This is a genomic window from Desulfurella multipotens (assembly GCF_900101285.1).
Classification (GTDB): Bacteria; Campylobacterota_A; Desulfurellia; order Desulfurellales; family Desulfurellaceae; genus Desulfurella; species Desulfurella acetivorans.
Genome location: NZ_FMYU01000008.1, coordinates 92,499 through 108,567, shown reverse-complemented (window position 1 = coordinate 108,567; position 16,069 = coordinate 92,499). Strand labels below are relative to the sequence as shown.

General features: G+C 34.8%; 20 protein-coding genes and 1 pseudogene. 9 read left to right on the top strand and 12 right to left on the bottom strand.

Features of this window, described 5'->3' with window-relative positions:
- The first annotated feature begins 45 nt into the window (after positions 1 to 45).
- Genes BLQ93_RS06575 through BLQ93_RS06560 form a run of 4 tightly spaced genes read left to right on the top strand, consistent with a single transcriptional unit; the run spans position 46 to position 2,541 of the window.
- Positions 46 to 438 (top strand): DUF2784 family protein, encoded by a 393-nt coding sequence (locus BLQ93_RS06575; protein ID WP_159427508.1) that lies wholly within the window; start codon positions 46 to 48, stop codon positions 436 to 438.
- A 50-nt stretch (positions 439 to 488) separates the two neighbouring features.
- The gene (locus BLQ93_RS06570; RefSeq protein WP_092129073.1) at positions 489 to 815 is read left to right on the top strand and encodes a NifB/NifX family molybdenum-iron cluster-binding protein; all 327 of its coding nucleotides are present in this window, start codon (positions 489 to 491) and stop codon (positions 813 to 815) included.
- Positions 812 to 1,657, top strand: coding sequence for a nucleotide-binding protein (locus BLQ93_RS06565; protein WP_025391271.1), 846 nt, complete (start codon positions 812 to 814; stop codon positions 1,655 to 1,657). The genes BLQ93_RS06570 and BLQ93_RS06565 overlap by 4 nt, the downstream gene beginning before the upstream one ends.
- On the top strand, positions 1,654 to 2,541 hold the full coding sequence (locus BLQ93_RS06560) for an ATP-binding protein (RefSeq protein WP_216818753.1): 888 nt from the start codon (positions 1,654 to 1,656) through the stop codon (positions 2,539 to 2,541). Before BLQ93_RS06565 ends, BLQ93_RS06560 begins: the two co-directional genes overlap by 4 nt.
- A 27-nt stretch (positions 2,542 to 2,568) precedes the next feature.
- Here the strand turns inward: BLQ93_RS06560 and BLQ93_RS06555 are convergent, their stop codons facing one another.
- Positions 2,569 to 3,180, bottom strand: a complete 612-nt coding sequence (locus BLQ93_RS06555; protein ID WP_092129071.1) for a peroxiredoxin — start codon at positions 3,178 to 3,180, stop codon at positions 2,569 to 2,571.
- Positions 3,181 to 3,286: 106 nt separating this feature from the next.
- On the opposite strand from BLQ93_RS06555, the gene BLQ93_RS06550 reads away from it, so the two are divergent.
- The gene (locus BLQ93_RS06550) at positions 3,287 to 3,712 is read left to right on the top strand and encodes a Fur family transcriptional regulator (RefSeq protein ID WP_092129069.1); all 426 of its coding nucleotides are present in this window, start codon (positions 3,287 to 3,289) and stop codon (positions 3,710 to 3,712) included.
- On the opposite strand, the gene BLQ93_RS06545 is transcribed toward BLQ93_RS06550, so the two are convergent.
- The 7 genes and pseudogenes from BLQ93_RS06545 to gap form a co-directional block, all read right to left on the bottom strand.
- The gene (locus BLQ93_RS06545; protein WP_092129067.1) at positions 3,704 to 4,342 is read right to left on the bottom strand and encodes an iron-sulfur cluster assembly scaffold protein; all 639 of its coding nucleotides are present in this window, start codon (positions 4,340 to 4,342) and stop codon (positions 3,704 to 3,706) included. The two genes, BLQ93_RS06550 and BLQ93_RS06545, sit on opposite strands and share 9 nt — an antisense overlap.
- A pseudogene (locus BLQ93_RS06540) lies at positions 4,343 to 5,429 on the bottom strand (cysteine desulfurase family protein).
- 59 nt (positions 5,430 to 5,488) lie between these two features.
- The gene (locus BLQ93_RS06530; RefSeq protein ID WP_092129062.1) at positions 5,489 to 5,845 is read right to left on the bottom strand and encodes an iron-sulfur cluster assembly scaffold protein; all 357 of its coding nucleotides are present in this window, start codon (positions 5,843 to 5,845) and stop codon (positions 5,489 to 5,491) included.
- An 88-nt stretch (positions 5,846 to 5,933) separates the two neighbouring features.
- Positions 5,934 to 6,215, bottom strand: coding sequence for a preprotein translocase subunit SecG (gene secG / locus BLQ93_RS06525; RefSeq protein ID WP_092129061.1), 282 nt, complete (start codon positions 6,213 to 6,215; stop codon positions 5,934 to 5,936).
- Positions 6,215 to 6,931, bottom strand: a complete 717-nt coding sequence (gene tpiA, locus BLQ93_RS06520) for a triose-phosphate isomerase (protein WP_025391279.1) — start codon at positions 6,929 to 6,931, stop codon at positions 6,215 to 6,217. Before tpiA ends, secG begins: the two co-directional genes overlap by 1 nt.
- Positions 6,932 to 8,110, bottom strand: a complete 1,179-nt coding sequence (locus BLQ93_RS06515) for a phosphoglycerate kinase (protein WP_092129059.1) — start codon at positions 8,108 to 8,110, stop codon at positions 6,932 to 6,934. It lies immediately after the preceding gene.
- 11 nt (positions 8,111 to 8,121) lie between these two features.
- A complete protein-coding gene (gene gap, locus BLQ93_RS06510; RefSeq protein ID WP_025391281.1) occupies positions 8,122 to 9,111 on the bottom strand; it encodes a type I glyceraldehyde-3-phosphate dehydrogenase in 990 nt (329 codons plus the stop codon).
- Positions 9,112 to 9,382: 271 nt separating this feature from the next.
- Between gap and BLQ93_RS06505 the strand changes: the two genes are divergently transcribed.
- Positions 9,383 to 10,684: a hypothetical protein gene (locus tag BLQ93_RS06505; RefSeq protein ID WP_092129057.1), complete on the top strand. Its 1,302-nt coding sequence runs from the start codon at positions 9,383 to 9,385 to the stop codon at positions 10,682 to 10,684.
- A gap of 192 nt (positions 10,685 to 10,876) precedes the next feature.
- Entirely contained in the window at positions 10,877 to 12,121 is a 1,245-nt protein-coding gene (locus BLQ93_RS06500) for a hypothetical protein (RefSeq protein WP_092129055.1), read from the top strand.
- Positions 12,122 to 12,375: 254 nt separating this feature from the next.
- Here BLQ93_RS06500 and BLQ93_RS06495 read toward each other — a convergent pair whose 3' ends face one another.
- From BLQ93_RS06495 to BLQ93_RS06480, 4 genes are read right to left on the bottom strand one after another with little or no spacing between them, the layout of a single operon-like run.
- Positions 12,376 to 12,633, bottom strand: a complete 258-nt coding sequence (locus BLQ93_RS06495) for a hypothetical protein (RefSeq protein ID WP_092129053.1) — start codon at positions 12,631 to 12,633, stop codon at positions 12,376 to 12,378.
- A gap of 33 nt (positions 12,634 to 12,666) precedes the next feature.
- The gene (locus BLQ93_RS06490) at positions 12,667 to 13,809 is read right to left on the bottom strand and encodes a cofactor-independent phosphoglycerate mutase (RefSeq protein ID WP_092129051.1); all 1,143 of its coding nucleotides are present in this window, start codon (positions 13,807 to 13,809) and stop codon (positions 12,667 to 12,669) included.
- Between the two features lie 4 nt (positions 13,810 to 13,813).
- The gene (locus BLQ93_RS06485; protein WP_092129049.1) at positions 13,814 to 14,203 is read right to left on the bottom strand and encodes a secondary thiamine-phosphate synthase enzyme YjbQ; all 390 of its coding nucleotides are present in this window, start codon (positions 14,201 to 14,203) and stop codon (positions 13,814 to 13,816) included.
- 38 nt (positions 14,204 to 14,241) lie between these two features.
- Positions 14,242 to 14,460 (bottom strand): hypothetical protein, encoded by a 219-nt coding sequence (locus BLQ93_RS06480; protein ID WP_092129047.1) that lies wholly within the window; start codon positions 14,458 to 14,460, stop codon positions 14,242 to 14,244.
- Positions 14,461 to 14,606: 146 nt separating this feature from the next.
- On the opposite strand from BLQ93_RS06480, the gene BLQ93_RS06475 reads away from it, so the two are divergent.
- Positions 14,607 to 15,254, top strand: coding sequence for an FmdE family protein (locus BLQ93_RS06475; protein WP_025391288.1), 648 nt, complete (start codon positions 14,607 to 14,609; stop codon positions 15,252 to 15,254).
- A gap of 7 nt (positions 15,255 to 15,261) precedes the next feature.
- Entirely contained in the window at positions 15,262 to 16,005 is a 744-nt protein-coding gene (locus tag BLQ93_RS06470) for a sulfite exporter TauE/SafE family protein (RefSeq protein ID WP_173801020.1), read from the top strand.
- Positions 16,006 to 16,069 lie beyond the last annotated feature (64 nt).

Genomic DNA, 16,069 nt, shown 5'->3' with positions numbered 1-16,069 from the left:
TGTATCAAGCTTTATTTTATTCAAAAAATGCTTAAATTAATGAATATGAAGATTTATGCAGCTTTAGCCGATGTTGTTGTTGTAGTACATTTTTTATATGCAGCCACGATTATTGTTGGGCTTATTTTAATATATATTGGAAAATATTTAAAATGGCATTTTGTAAAAAATGCAACATTCAGGATTATCCATTTAGTTATGATAATGATTATAGCATTTGAGTCTGTTTTTCATATAGAATGTCCTTTGACATACATAGAGTATAAATTGCTAAGTTTGGCTAAAATGCATTATCAAAATACACCTTTTATAGCTGGTTTTATTAACAAAATACTATTTTGGAATTTACCAAATGAGTTTTTTGATATACTCTATATCGCGCTTGCCATATTTATTTTACTCAGTTTTTTTATTGTGCCCATAGATTTCAAAAAATAATTGACAATGGTCATATGTTCATTTATAATACCTTTTAAGGAGGGTTGAATATGAAAATACTGCTTGCGACAAAAGGTCAAACATTAGATAGCGCAATAGATGAGAGGTTTGCAAGAGCCAGCTATTTTTTGATTTACGATGACAAAACAGGTCAATTAGATGTAATAAACAATAATCAAGAGCTTTCGCACGGCGCAGGTCCCCAAGCGGTTCAGATCGCCATAGATAATGGTGCAAGTGCAATAATTTCTGCAATGCCCGGTCAAAATGCCCTGCAAGCTATTAGATCAGCAAATATTAAAGTTTACGAGGCAGTTGGTTTAAGTGCAAAGCAGGCTATAGAAAAGTTAAAGTCAAATGAATTAAAAGAGTTATGATAATAGCAATATTGTCAGGCAAAGGGGGCACGGGCAAAACCACTGTTTCAACAAACCTTGCTTATGTTTTAGACAAAAAAGGCCATAGCGTAAAGCTTATAGATTTAGACGCAGAAGAGCCAAATGCGCATCTTTTTTTTGATATTGACTATAGTGAACATATAGATGTAGATGTAAAAATACCAAAAGTTGATAATGCAAAGTGCACTCACTGTGGTGATTGCGCAAAAGCGTGTCAGTTTAGCGCTATTGTTGTATCAAGCAAATCAGTGCTTGTGTTTGCACATTTGTGCCATGCGTGCGGTGCATGTTTACTTGCATGCAAGTATAATGCTTTGGAAGAAATACCAAAAAATATAGGAAAAATTTCTTTGGGTAGTGCAAATGGCATTGATTTTGTAAAAAGCCAGATGAATATAGGAGAGCCATCTGCTGTTAGAATTATAAGACAGGCAAAAAAATATACAAATAAAGATAAAATCAACATTTTAGATTGTCCGCCAGGTGTATCTTGTCCTACAGTTGAATCAATACAGATGGCAGATTTTTGTGTACTTGTAACAGAACCTACACCATTTGGTTTGCATGATTTAAAGCTTGCAGTGGATCTTACAAGACAATTTGGTTTAAAAATAGGTATTGTAATAAACAGATACGATAATAAATTTATTGAACTTGAGTCATATTTGGAAGAAAACAACATACCAATGCTGCTAAAGATACCCTACGATATAAAAATTGCTCAAAGCTACTCAAAAGGTAAGTTGTTTTCAAAAGAAATTCCTCAATACGAGAATATGTTTGTTGAATTATACAATAAAATTTTGGAGATAGTGCAGTGATTGTAAAACAGCTTGCTATTGTAAGCGGAAAAGGTGGCACAGGCAAGACAACGCTCAGTGCTTCTTTTGCACATCTGGCAAAAAATGCTTTGATGGTGGATTGTGATGTAGATGCACCAAATCTACATATTATACTAAAGCCTGAAGTTAATAAAACATTTGAGTATTTTGGTTCACAAAAGGCATTTATTGATTTTGATAAATGTATAAATTGTGGTATCTGCGCCTCAGTTTGTCGATTTGAAGCAATAGATTTTGAGCAAAATCAATACAGGGTTAAAGAGTATGCTTGCGAGGGCTGCAATGCATGCGTGATTGCCTGTCCAGTTAATGCTATAAGTTTGAAAAAAACTTTAAATGGCAAGTATTTTGAGTCTACCTGCGAGACAGGTTATATGGCACATGCGCTGTTGAACCCAGGTGAAGAAACCTCAGGTGGTTTAATATCTGAAGTAAGAAAGCTATCTTTAGAAATTGCCTATTCAAAAAAGATAGAATTAATTATTATTGATGGAGCTCCAGGTATTGGCTGTCCTGCTACATCATCAATTGTGGGTGCAAAATATGTAATAGTTGTAAGTGAGCCTACAAAAAGCGGCCTTCATGATTTGGTGCGCATTGTGGAAACAATAAAGCATTTTAAAATACCACATGGAATTGTGATTAACAAGTTTGATATAAACGATGAGCAAACAAAAGAGATTGAAAAATACGCTCAAGAAGAAAATTTAGAAATAATTGGCAAAATTCCTTTTGACAAAACTGTTGTAGAAGCTACAAAACAAGCAAAGCCAATTATTGAATATGATTGCAAAAGCGCATTTGCTGTAAAAGACATCTTTGAAAAAACAATCCAGAAGCTAAATTTATCGCCCCAAAGCTAAAAGCCTTGAGGCGATTTGTATATATTGTTAGGAGAGGAGCTCTTCTACTGTCACATAGTCACCAACGCGACCTGTCATTTTTTCTTCGTCTGTATTGACAGGCAAAGTTTTCTTGCCAGGTCTCCAATTGGCTGGGCAAACTTCGCCTGTCTTATATGAATGCTGATGGGCCTGGATTTGTCTTATGAACTCATTTACGTTTCTACCTACAGGTGGTGCTTGAACTTCTTCTGCTACAATTACACCATCTGGATTTATTAAAAATCTGCCACGTAAAGCAATACCGGCACCTTCTATCATGACATTAAATTTTCTTGAAACCTCACCGGTTGGATCTGCGCCAATAGTTAATTTCAAGCCTTTTAGTAGTGGCTCTGTTTCTACAAAGCGTTTGTGTGAAAATTTTGTATCTGTTGAAATTGCAAGTATCTCGCAGCCAAGCTCGTCATGTAATACATCATATTTTGCATTCATTGCAGCAAGCTCAGTTGGGCAAACAAATGTAAAATCTGCTGGGTAGAAGCAAACAATTGTCCACTTGCCTGCGTAATCTGCGCTTGAAACCTTTTTGTAATGGCCACTTTGTGCATCGTATGCATCCATTTTAAACTCTGGCATTTTTTGAAGAACTAAACTCATCGTACACCTCCAAATCAATTTTGATAAATATTATCAAAAAATAAAAATTTGTCAAGGAAAAAAATTATTATTTGCAATTTTTTAAAAAAGTATTATATTTGCTTTTATGGAAGTAATTGATTATGCGTATTTAGAAAGTATACTAAACAAAAAAAATTTAAAAGTAACGCCACAAAGATTGCATATATTATCTCTTATCAAACAGTTTGGTCACATGGATATAGATGAATTGTATTTACAGATTAAAAAAAACTACCCCTACATGTCACTTGCAACAATTTACAAAAATATTTCGGTAATGGTAGAAAATGGCATATTAAATGAGATAAAAATTGCTCAGCAAAAAACAAAATATGAGTTATTGGCCGACTTTCATGCACATTTTATCTGCACAAACTGCAAAAAAATAGAAGATTTAGATATAGATATAAGTTGTATTCTAAAAAGTTTTGATCAAGCAAGCGTGCAAAGCGTCCAATTGCAGATTTATGGTACTTGCAACGCCTGCCAGAAAAAAAAGAATTTAATCTAAAAAAACTACATCAATGGATTTTACATCCCATCTGTACTCAAATTTCTCGACAATTTCTTCTTTTATTGCATTTGCAAATTGATTTGTATCTTTAAGATTTAAATATATCGTAAGCTTGCCATCTACAAAATCTATTTTTGAAAGTAGTTTTGATCCCACTAAGTCTCTGCCTGTATTTGGGTCTATTACGCCCCTTAGGCGTTCTTTTATCAATGCTTCATCAGTTGGCTTATCTTTGGGTACAAGGCCGTTTTTTTCTTCATAGTTTTCAATTGCTCGCTTAAGAGACTGTATGGCTAAAATAGAACAGTGTACTTTAACAGCTGGCAAACCTCCAAGTTCATCTACTACTTGAGAATATTTTAAGTTTTTTGCTTCTTCAATTATTTTGCCTTTCGCAATTTCAGTAATAATAGACGCTGTTGCAATGTTTGAAGCGCATCCGAAAGATTTAAATTTTATATCTTCAATAACATGCGTATCTTTATTTACTTTTAATTGTAACTGAACCATATCACCGCAAGCGGGAGAACCTTCTGTTGCTTGAGCATCAGGGTTTTCGATTTCACCTAAGTTTTTTGGATTTAAAAATAAATCCATAACTTTTTTTGAGTATGGTATACTTGGCATTTAATCCTCCTTGTATAGTGGGCTTAAATTTCTTAAAAAAGCTACATCTTCTTTTAAATACTCTATTGTCTGATCTATTTCTTTTAATATGTTAAATTTACCAAACGAAAATCTAATAGAACCATGAGCCAACTCGTGCGTCAAACCGCATGCAAGAAGCACATGTGAGGCTTCAAGTGATTTGGAAAAACAAGCACTACCCGTTATCACACTTACGCCCCTTAAGTTTAGCCTTAAAGTCAAAGATTCACCTTCAATAAACAAAAAAGTTACATTTACTATACCTGGATGAGACATTTTGGGACTATTTATTCTAATGTGCGGTATTTGGTTTATTTTTTCTAGAAAGTAATCTTTTAAGTTTTTAATATAGTCGTATATTTTTTTGTCAAATATCTCTATAGCTTTTTGCATGCCAACAATTGCAGGTATATTTTGAGTGCCAGCTCTTAAGTTATATTCCTGATAACCACCAGTAATAAGTGGTTCAAGCTCAATAGAGTTTTTTGCAATTAAAGCTGATGCTCCTTTTGGGCCATAGTATGTATCTGAGCCTATAGTTAAAAGATCAATATTGTATTTTGATAGATCAATATCAAAAAAAGGAAAAGAAAAAGTTGCATCACAGTGATACGCACAATTTTTCTGCTTACAAATTTCACCAATGCTGATTATATCCTGAAGTGTGCCTATTTCTTGATTTACATGTTGAATGCTGACTAAGATTGTATTATCATCAATTAGATTATTTAATTCATTAAGATTAACCAATCCTTCGTTGTTGACGCCTATATACCTTATTTCAAAGCCTTTTTTTTGCAAAAACCTACATGTATTTATGATTGATAAATCTTCAATTTTGCTAATAACGATATTGCCCTTTTTTTTTGCTAAAAGCTATTCCTTTTAGTGCTAGATTATTTGATTCTGTAGGACTAGATGTAAAAATACACCTATAATCTTTAGCGTTTAGTTTATCCAATATAAATGCTCTTGCACTTTCAAGTGCTTCTTGGGCAATCAAACCGTCTTCATGACTGAATATTGATGATGCTATGGCATAGTTTTGTGTAAAAAAAGGTATCATTGCTTTTAATACTTCATCATCTACTTTAGTTGTTGCTGCATTATCAAAGTAAATTCTGTTCATTTTCCCCCCTTACTATTAATTAGAGCTTCTTTAAAAGCTTCAATAGCACTATTTGCGCACTCAAGGCGTTCTTTTGGGATACCAACTAAATTAGAATTTAAAAAGTTTTCATCTATGCTTAAGGCATTTTCTATTGTCTTATTTTTAAATGTTTTGGCTAGAAAACTTGCAACTGCAATAGCAACAGGACAGGCTTTTACTTTATAATCGATAGCTACAATTATACCTTGTTTAGTTTTAACATAAAATATGATCTTTGCGTTGAATTCAATATTTTCTCTAACGCCTATGCCATCTGGATCAAGTACAGTATCTTTAATAGGGTAAAAAAAATGGCTTTCAAAGCTTTCCATACAACCTCCTATTTAGATACTATAATACTAACTTTTAAAAAGTCAATATATCTTGATAAGTTTTGTCAAGTTAAACTAAAGCGCCAACTTATTTAGGCGCTTTAGTAGTGGTATTTGTAAATATAGTTGATTGGGTTTGATTTTTGTAGACATAATACGAGATAGCAACAGAATTAATCATAAACAAAAAGGCTAAAACCCATGTGATTTTGGCAAAAAACGACATTGCACCTGTTGCTCCAAAAAGTGTATCAGAAGCTCCAGCGCCAAAGGATACGCCCATATTTGCACCTTTTCCTTTTTGAAGCAAAATAAGAACAATTAATAAAATAGACATTATACCCTGCAGTATCATAAGGACAGTAAGCATCAACTAACTCCTTTTTCTTTTTCAAAATTCAAAGCAATTTCATAAAATTTTTGCGCATCTAAACTTGCACCGCCTACCAAAAAACCATCAACATTTTGTATTTTTGAAAGCTCTCCTGCATTTTGAGCATTTACGCTGCCACCATAGAGTACTTTTGTGTCTATAAATTTCTTTATAAACTCATGTACCTCAAAAATTTGCTCAGAATTTGCAACTTTCCCGCTTCCTATTGCCCATATAGGCTCATATGCGATTATAACAGTTTCTTTTATATCTAGCAAATCTTTGGCAAGCTGATTTTCTATGATTGTAAATGTTTCGTTGTTTTGTCTTTGAGATAAGCTTTCACCCACACATAAAATTGGAGTTATGTTGTGTTTAATAGCGCTTTTTATTTTTTTATTAATCATATTGTCATCTTCACCAAACAATTGTCTGCGCTCACTGTGTCCAACAATAACAATCTGACAGCCTACAGATTTTAGCATCATTGCTGAAACTTCACCAGTATAGGCACCTTCGTCTTCAAAGTATAAATTTTGTGCCCCAAGCTTTATGTTTGAATTTTTAAAACACTCAGATAGGTCTTTTAGGTAGACAAAGGGTGCACAAACGGCAATTTCTGCTTTGGCATCTGACAATTTTGATTTTATGGCGCAGCCTACCTCTAAAGCCTTTTTGTAGTCAAAATGCATTTTCCAGTTAGCTACTATCATTTAGGCCTCCAGTGCTTCGATACCTGGCAACTTTTTGCCTTCAAGTAGCTCTAAGCTTGCACCACCTCCTGTGGATATATATGTAATATTGTCTGTTTCGTGTGCACGAGCTATGGCATCTGCTGTATCACCTCCTCCTGCTACACTTAATGCATAGCTTGAGCCTACGATGCGCGCCATTTCTCTTGTGCCACGAGAAAACCTGTCGATTTCATATACACCCATAGGACCATTCCATACAATAGATCCGCAATCGTGCATTACTTCTTCAAACATCTTGCATGAAGCAGGTCCTATATCAAGCCCCATATAGCCATCTGGTATTTCCTGATAGGGTACAATTTTTGTTACAGCTTTTTCGTCCATTTTTTCTGAGACTACAAAATCTACAGGAAAGTACATTTTAATTTTTTTATCCTGAGCTTTTTGGTATATATCCTTTGCAGTTTCTAAATAGTCATTTTCTACCAGAGAATTACCAACCGGTAAGCCTAATGCTTTAAAGAAGGTAAACACCATAGCCCCGCCAATTATAATTTTGTCTACCTTATCAATAAGATTATATACAGCTGATATTTTTGAAGATACCTTAGCTCCGCCAAGCACAGCAATTAAAGGCCTTACTGGGTTATCCAAAATACGACTGAAGTATGTAATCTCTTTTTTAAGCAAAAAGCCTGCAGCTTTAATCTCACAAATTTTTGGAAGTGTGTATACAGATGTATGTTTTCTGTGACTTACGCCAAACGCATCATTGATGTACACATCAAATAACTCTTTTAGTTTTTTTGCAAATTCTATGTCATCTTTTTCTTCACCTGGCTGAAATCGCAAATTTTCAAGCAACAAACAATCCCCATAATCCATAGAATCTATAGCTTTTTTGACTTCATCACCAATGCAAGAATCTATAAATTTTACTTCTTTATTCAATAGTCTAGAAAGCCTCTTTGCTACATTTGCAAGAGAGTATTTTGGGTCTTTTTTGCCTTTTGGTCTTCCCATATGAGAAGCCAATATTACTTTTGCTTTTGCATCCATGCAGTAATTTATGGTAGGCAGTGTTTCTCTTATGCGCTTATCATCCATTATGTTTCCTTCATCATCGATTGGCACATTAAAGTCGCACCTGACAAAAACCCTTTTATTTGTAAGGTTAAGCTCATTTATAAAAATCATAATTTACCCCTTTAGATCATTTTTAACATAACATCTTTTAATCTTGAAGAGTAGCCAAACTCATTGTCATACCAGGCAAAAACTTTTACCATATCATCTATAATATGTGTCATTGTACCGTCAAATATGCTTGAGTGTGGGTTTCCATTTAAATCATGCGACACAAGGGGCTCTTCTGTATATTCTAATATGTTTTTTAACTTAGTCTGGCTGGCTTTTTTAAAAGCTTCATTTACCTGCTCAATTGTTGGGATATTTTTTACATTGCATACAAAGTCAATCAAAGATACATTGGAAGTAGGCACACGTATTGATATACCGTCAAGTTTGCCGTTTAGTTCTGGGATTACTACGCCGATTGCTCTTGTTGCGCCTGTGGTGGTTGGGATCATATTCATTGCAGCAGCGCGCGCCCGTCTTAGGTCTTTGTGAGGCAAATCAAGTATTCTTTGATCGTTTGTATACGAGTGAACTGTTGTCATAAAGCCTTTTGTTACTGTAAAATTATCATGAAGCACACGGATTACTGGCCCTATGCAGTTTGTTGTGCAGGATGCATTTGATATAATCTGATTATTTTTAAAATCAAAGTTATCGCTATTTACACCAAGTACCACTGTGGGAATGGTTTTATCTTTTGGAGGTGCACTTAACAATACTTTTTTTGCACCTGCCTGAAGATGTTTTTGGGCTAATTCTTTTGTTAAAAAAATTCCTGTTGACTCAAGTACTACATCAATATCAAGCTCGCCCCAGGGTAGCTCAGCTGGGTCTTTTTTTGCAAATATTTTTATTTTTTTGCCATCAACTATAATGTTTTCATCATCATAGGAAACTGTTTTTTGAAAAATACCATGGTTTGTATCATATTTTAATAGGTGTGCAAGCGTTTTTGTATCTGTTAGGTCATTTATTGCAACAACTTCGATTTCTTTATAATCGCTTGCAATGCGAAAAAATATTCTACCAATTCTACCAAATCCATTTATAGCTACTCTCATAAAAACCTCCACGATTTTTTTAACTTTAGTATATTATTAATTTATTTTTTTTCAAGCGCTTTTTAAAAAGGAGAGTAAAATTTTTTTTAAAAAAGTTTATAAAAAGCGTTTTTAAAACTCTTGACAAAAAAGCGTAATTGGATTATTTTTAACTGTAGGTTTGAGGTTAAGAGAAAAATTATTGCAAGTTAAATTTTTTTCTTGACAAGTGTGAAAAAAGTTGTTAAATTTAGAAACGAATTTAAAAAAGTTTTCAGTTAGGAGGTTAAGTATGAAAAAAAGGCTAGTCTCACTCGTTGCAGCAGCTGCGCTTTTGGGCAGTGTCTCATTAGCATCTGCTGGCACAGTTACCACAAAAGGTGACACAAACATTTCTATTGGTGGCTTTATCCAGACCTACTTTGATTGGGCAAATAACCAGACAAATTTGGGCTATCAAGCAAACCCAGAGTATACTGCACCAGGTAAAAAAAATACTGCCGCACAGACATCTTTGGGTACAAGCACACAATTTTCCAGGATTTCACTAGGCCTTAGCAACCCAACAGAAGGCATAACTGGTGTAGTCGAAGGTGATTTTTGGGGTGGTGGCGCAGGACAACAATTGTATGAAAAAGGTAACTTTAGGTTGCGACATGCTTACATTGTAAAAGAATTTTGTCAGGAAGGCTGCAATTACACACCTTGGCTATTGATCGGTCAGACATGGGATCCACTTGCGATGCTAAATAGCTTTACTTTAAATAGTATAGTAGGTATAGCCGGTCAAAACTACGGTGAAGGTGTAGTTAGGACTTCGCAGATAGGTTTTGGTGTAAAATTTGATCTTGGAAGCGTAAAGCTAAATCCTGGTATTTATGCAGCTAATTTAGCTGGTGATTCCACTTTTACAAATAGTTATTTAGTTGCTACAGCCTATAATGTACCTAATCCAACTCAATATACATTGTCTCAAAGGCTTGTTTCACCAGGTTTTGCTTTCAAATTACCTGTTGAATTTAATACAGGTTTTGGCTCACCAGCCAGTGCTTATGCAGGCTTTGGGTGGCAGCCAATGAAACTTACCAATGCTAAAGCAGGCATAGACAGCAAGAATGAAAATGCATGGATGGCAACTGTAGGTTTAACATTACCCGTATATTTTGTTAACTTAACAGGTAACTTCCATTATGAGCGTGGCATGACAGCGTTTGATATGCCACTATTTGGCTCTACATATACTATGCCATCTTTCTACATTGATAGCAATGGTTCTGTACAAGCAGTTCGTGGCACAAGCTGGAACGCACAGGCTCAAATTGATTTTAATAAACTAGCTCAGGTTCCGGTAACATTTGCATTTGGCTATGGTCAAACTGTATTTAGCAATTACGGAGAATTAGCTGACGGCACCACGCCTCTTGTTAGGAAGATGGGAACAATGTTTGCAAACGTAAACTATCAGTTGACTAAATCTTTGGCATTAGGTTTGGAATATGATAGAAACAGAACTTACTATGTAGGCGCTGGTAACGATGGTGGTTCTGCACAAAATGGCAATCAAGTATTCTTAAGAGGAATGTATAGTTTCTAAGATTTAGCTTTTTTTCTACTGATACAAAACCCTCCCTTTTGGGAGGGTTTTTTTATGTCCATTTTAATAAGTTAATTATATAGATTAAATTTTTATTTTTTTCTTGACATATAAAAATAATTTTTTTATAATATGAACTAGTAATATATTACATTCTCATTTAAATGAGAATTTTAAAATTGGAGGTGTTAGATGAAAAAAAAGTTGGTTTCTGCAGTAGTTGCACTATCTATTTTTGGTTGTGTGGGTATTGCAAGTGCTGGTAGTGTTACCACAAAGACTGATACAAATATCAGTATCAGTGGTTTTACTCAGATGTATTTTGATTGGGCAAATAACCAGGGATTTTTAGCCAATACTGCAAACCCAGAGTTTATCAAGGCAAACACTAAATCATCTGCGGCACAAACATCATTTGGTTCAACTGCAAATTTTACAAGACTGTCTCTTGCATTAGAAAACAAATCCGAAGGCATTAAAGGCTTAATTGAAGGTGATTTTTGGGGTGGTGGCGCAAATATTTCAACTGATGGTAATGGTAACTTTAGACTTCGCCATGCGTATTTTGTAAAAGAATTTTGCCAGGAAGGCTGCAATTACACACCATGGCTATTAGTTGGTCAAACGTTTAACTCAGGTTTTTATGTTTCCTACACTATGAATGCTCCGTGCAACATTGCAGGCTCATCAAACGGACCTACTAATAGAATCCCACAGGTAGGGTTTGGTGTTAAGTTTGATTTAGGAAGCGTAAAGCTAAACCCCCAAATTGCAGCGCAAGATTTATTAACTACATTTATTTCTCAAAGTGGCTTTGATAGCTATAGATCCACAATGCCGGGTTTGGGTGTAAGATTACCAGTTGAGTTTAATACTGGTTTAGGTAAACCTGCTAGTTTTTATGCTGATTTTCAGTGGCAAAATTTAAAATTAACAAAGCAAACAGCTGGTATTGATAGCTCAAACCAAAATTCGTATGAATTTGGCGGTGGGTTAGAGTTGCCAATTTATTTTGTAAGTTTTAAAACCGATGCGCACTACTCAAAGGGATTTACAAAATATGATTTGCTATATGGCAATGTTATGCCTCCATCATATTACCTAAATGGTACTTCAATAGAAAAAGTTAGTGCTACAGCATGGGATGCTATGTTAAAGGTTGATTTTAACAGTCTTGCACAGGTACCAATAACACTAGCTGGTGGTTACGCTCAGGTAGTATTTGGCAACTTAACTACTCTAAGCAACACAACAACAACCGCGTATGCGCGAAAAGCATCTACAATATTTGTCAATATGGGCTACAATTTAACAAAATCAGCAACGCTGGGTCTAGAGTATGATAGGAACAAAACATACTATGTAGGCTCAAACAATGATCCCAATAACGGCAGAGTAAGCAATCAGGTATTTTTTGTAGGTACTTATAAATTTTAAAAAAGCCTTTTTTTCATATTTAAACCTTTTAAAACCCTCCTTTTTGGGAGGGTTTTTTGTCATTCTGAGCGAAGCGAAGAGTCCACAAAGTAGATCCTTCGCTTGCGCTTTAGGATGACGCACACCAATTAGTCATTCTGAAGCACACGAAAGCGCGCGAGTCCTTTTACATGCGTTTTATGATAACACCACTTCTTGTCATTCTGAGCAAACTATAGCATAGCGAAGAACTTTCCACTTTAATTCAACAACCTTTAAACTTCTATATCAATGTGTTTTTTACTGCTTTTTGGAGTATTTTCTTGAGCTTTTGGTTTTTGATGTTCGCTAATATTTGGATTTTGAGAATTTTGAGCGTTTTCTACTTTTGTGTTTTCTTCTTCTTGTTCTTTTTTGTGTGCTATTCGCTTTACACTGTCTGCCTGGGCTGCTTGAAGTAGCAGGTTATTGTTTACGTTAGACTGAGTGTAGGAGTTTAATATAACACTTTGCATATCAATTGGGCCTACCATTTGCCACTCCTATTTGGCTTTGGGGCATTTTTATTATGTATCTTTAAAAAAGAATTTTCCAAATTCTGTACCGTTTTCTAAAAAAATACCGATTTTACCTAAATCCTCGCAATATTTTTTTGAGCCAGACTGTCCATGCCAGATGGCAAAAGGCACCGGATCGCTTGTGTGCGTTTTTAGACTAATTGGTGTGGGATGATCTGGCAAGCATGCAATTTTTAAATCAAATTCTTTAGCAAATTCAATTGCTGGTGCTGCTATATTTTTGTCAAATAATTCAATAGCTTTAATCTTTAGCTCTAAATCTCCCATATGCCCGGCTTCATCTGGTGCTTCAATATGCACATAAGCAAACCCAAGCTCTTTTAAAGCATTGTAGGCAGCTTTCATTTTGCCGTCGTAGTTTGTATCAATAAAACCAGTTGCACCTTCAACATAAGGCGTTTCAAGTTTTAATAACTTGCCTATGCCTTTCATTAGATCCACCGCGCTTATAACTGCGCCATTAATGCCGTAAACTTCCCTATAGGATGGTGCTTTTGGCGCTTTGCCTTCCCCCCAAAGCCAGATTGCATTTGCTGATGTATTATTTATCGGATTTTTTAGGATTTCTTTAGCCATTTGCATGATTTTTATAAGCTCGTTTCTAGCTTCTCCTTTTGGTAGGTAATCGTTTATATTTTTGTCTGTAATATCGTGTGGTGGTGTAGTAGAGTCTGTTTTGCCATTTTTCCAAACCATTAGGTTTCTGTAGCTAACCCCTGCAAAAAATTTGATATTATCAAGCTTTAATTGCTCGTTTAACAAATCAATAAGTTTTTTTGCGTCATCTGAGCTAATGTGTGATGCGCTAAAGTCTTTCATAATGTCATTTTCTATGGTTACAAAGTTGCATCTGTAGGCTACATCATCTGGGCCAAGTGCAATATTTTTGGCAAGCGCTTCAATTGGTGCTCTTCCTGTATAGATTTGTTTTGGGTTATATCCTATTGCACTTAAATTTGCCACATCAGAGCCAGGCGGCAAACCGTCTGGTACAGTTTTTAAAAGCCCCACTGTGCCACTTGCAAGTTTGTCCATGTAAGGTGTGTTTGCATATTCAAGGGGTGTTTTATTGTCAAGTTCTTTGATTTTGTAATCTGCCATGCCATCGCCTAATAAGATCAAATATTTCATAAAGTCATCCTTCTATAAATTTTACATACACGCTTCGATTGCGTGGACCATCAAATTCTACAAAAAATATTTTCTGCCAAACTCCAAGTATAATTTTTCCATTTTCGACTATTACTTCTAATGAAGTGCCAATCAGGCTTGATACAATATGCGCATCAGAGTTACCTTCAATATGTAAAAAGCCAGCATTTTTGGGTATCAGTTTTTGCAGGTGGTTTACAATATCTAAACTTACATCTTTATCGGCGCCTTCGTTTATTGTGATAGCTGCGGTTGTGTGAGGCACAAATATAAGACAAATACCATTTTTTTTGGGTAAAACCTGCTGGATTTTATCTGTTATATTTAACAGGCACTTGTGACAATCAGTTTTTATATTGATTTTTTCTAACATATTTTAATACTAATCACTTTTTGCAAAAAAGTCAATGTTTAAATATGGACAAATTCTAAAATTTTGGCTTTTAAAAAAAGAAAAAAGATAATTTGCCTGTCTTTGAATTTTTTAAGTTCAAGTAATGTTTTTTTGATGTTATTTAATCGTTTTAAGCCGTTTTTTTGCAGCGTACTTTCAAGTTCATAAATTTCGCTTTGTATATCAAAATTTTTAAGTATCATTTGTATAATTTGTTTTTCAAATTCTTCTCTCATATCATTCTTTAAGCTATATGGTTTTTATTTCATATTTGTGACTCAATTATGAAATAATGTAAATATTTCTAATTAGTTTATATTATCTTGACAAATTTTTAATTTTGGTTATATTACTATAACAAAATATATCTGGAGGTGTTTCGATGAATGATTTTGAAAAATTGGTAGATCAACTAGGTTTAGATGAAAAAAGGTCAAGGCTTCTTGCATCAAGCCTTGCAATTCATGGCCATGTATGCGGTGGTATGCCGCTTGGCTTTATAGCAGGCGAAGCTGCACTAAAAGCTTTAGGTGTAGAAAGAGAGCAGAATATGGATAAATTTGTAATTCTTGAGTCTGGAGACAATCATGCAGCAGGCTGTTTTGCAGATGGTGTGCAGTTTTCAACAGGCGCTACATTTGGCAAAGGGCTTATGAAAAAAGACCCAAAAGGTAAGTTTGCTTTCTTGCTAATAGACAAGCTAACCAAAAAAGCTGTGCATGTACGTATAAAAAATGAAGTGATAAAAAATGCGTTTAATTCACCGTTTATTACAGAGTTTAGAAAAAAAGGGATAAAGCCATCTGACATACCATCTGAGATTGCTTTTGAGATGCTAAAAAAACCTTTCAATACGCCTGTTGGAGAGCTTATTGAGATTAAAGGTCCATTTGAATATGACTTTTTTGAGCCACCCGCAACATTTAACCTTGTAGAATGTGAAGTATGTGGTCAGTTGTGCGCAGAAAATTACGCAAGGATTGAAAACTCTAAAAAGGTTTGCCTTGAGTGTTTTACTTACTCAAAGTGAGGCTTAGATGCTGACTTTAATACTTGGACCCCTTCTTATATTTATATTTACAATCTTTTTAACTGTAGCGGGTTTAGGCGCAGCATTTATTGTAATTCCTACGCTGTATTATCTGGGTATTCCACTAAAAGAAGCTATGGCTATTGGACTGCTTCTTAATGCTGTGAGTATGAGCTTTGCAAGTATAGGCTACATTAAAAATCACCTTGTAAATTTCAAGGCAGCCATCCCTATAATAGTTTTTGGGATTGTATTTTCACCGCTTGGAGCATACAGTACAAAGTATTTTTCAAAAGAACTTTTGCTTTTGTTTTTTGTATTGTTTTTACTTTTTGCCGGTACAATGATGTTGTTTTACAAACCAAAGCAAACTGGGCAAAAAAAGGTAAACGATTGGGCACTGGGAAGTATTTTAGGAGTTGGCGCAGGATACCTTGGCGGTTTGCTTGGCGTTGGAGGGGGAAACTTTATAGTGCCTGGACTGGTCTGGAGTGGCTTTAACCCAAAAAATGCATCGGGTACCACCGCTTTTATTGTAATATTTTTGTCTTTTGCGGGCTTTTTGGGGCACATTGCAATTGGCAAAATTGATATTATGCTGGTGAGCTTATGTATTGCTGCTTCAATTGCAGGTGCTTTGGTAGGTTCTTGGGCAATGACCACAAAATTGAATGCCAATCAGGTAAAAAAAATTATAGCTATTGTTTTGTATGTTGTAGCAATAAAGATGATTTGGGGACTTCTAAAATAATTTATTGCTCGTAGTCTTTTGTCTTTTTGGGAACGTAAAAAAGCGTTTGAAAGGATCTTTTATA

Coding starts and splice junctions, on each gene's coding strand:
- BLQ93_RS06575 (WP_159427508.1), top strand. CDS start 46: ATGAAGATTTATGCAGCTTTAGCCGATGTTGTTGTTGTAGTACATTTT.
- BLQ93_RS06570 (WP_092129073.1), top strand. CDS start 489: ATGAAAATACTGCTTGCGACAAAAGGTCAAACATTAGATAGCGCAATA.
- BLQ93_RS06565 (WP_025391271.1), top strand. CDS start 812: ATGATAATAGCAATATTGTCAGGCAAAGGGGGCACGGGCAAAACCACT.
- BLQ93_RS06555 (WP_092129071.1), bottom strand. CDS start 3,180: ATGAGTTTAGTTCTTCAAAAAATGCCAGAGTTTAAAATGGATGCATAC.
- BLQ93_RS06550 (WP_092129069.1), top strand. CDS start 3,287: ATGGAAGTAATTGATTATGCGTATTTAGAAAGTATACTAAACAAAAAA.
- BLQ93_RS06545 (WP_092129067.1), bottom strand. CDS start 4,342: ATGCCAAGTATACCATACTCAAAAAAAGTTATGGATTTATTTTTAAAT.
- BLQ93_RS06530 (WP_092129062.1), bottom strand. CDS start 5,845: ATGGAAAGCTTTGAAAGCCATTTTTTTTACCCTATTAAAGATACTGTA.
- secG (WP_092129061.1), bottom strand. CDS start 6,215: ATGCTTACTGTCCTTATGATACTGCAGGGTATAATGTCTATTTTATTA.
- tpiA (WP_025391279.1), bottom strand. CDS start 6,931: ATGATAGTAGCTAACTGGAAAATGCATTTTGACTACAAAAAGGCTTTA.
- BLQ93_RS06515 (WP_092129059.1), bottom strand. CDS start 8,110: ATGATTTTTATAAATGAGCTTAACCTTACAAATAAAAGGGTTTTTGTC.
- gap (WP_025391281.1), bottom strand. CDS start 9,111: ATGAGAGTAGCTATAAATGGATTTGGTAGAATTGGTAGAATATTTTTT.
- BLQ93_RS06505 (WP_092129057.1), top strand. CDS start 9,383: ATGAAAAAAAGGCTAGTCTCACTCGTTGCAGCAGCTGCGCTTTTGGGC.
- BLQ93_RS06500 (WP_092129055.1), top strand. CDS start 10,877: ATGAAAAAAAAGTTGGTTTCTGCAGTAGTTGCACTATCTATTTTTGGT.
- BLQ93_RS06495 (WP_092129053.1), bottom strand. CDS start 12,633: ATGGTAGGCCCAATTGATATGCAAAGTGTTATATTAAACTCCTACACT.
- BLQ93_RS06490 (WP_092129051.1), bottom strand. CDS start 13,809: ATGAAATATTTGATCTTATTAGGCGATGGCATGGCAGATTACAAAATC.
- BLQ93_RS06485 (WP_092129049.1), bottom strand. CDS start 14,203: ATGTTAGAAAAAATCAATATAAAAACTGATTGTCACAAGTGCCTGTTA.
- BLQ93_RS06480 (WP_092129047.1), bottom strand. CDS start 14,460: ATGAGAGAAGAATTTGAAAAACAAATTATACAAATGATACTTAAAAAT.
- BLQ93_RS06475 (WP_025391288.1), top strand. CDS start 14,607: ATGAATGATTTTGAAAAATTGGTAGATCAACTAGGTTTAGATGAAAAA.
- BLQ93_RS06470 (WP_173801020.1), top strand. CDS start 15,262: ATGCTGACTTTAATACTTGGACCCCTTCTTATATTTATATTTACAATC.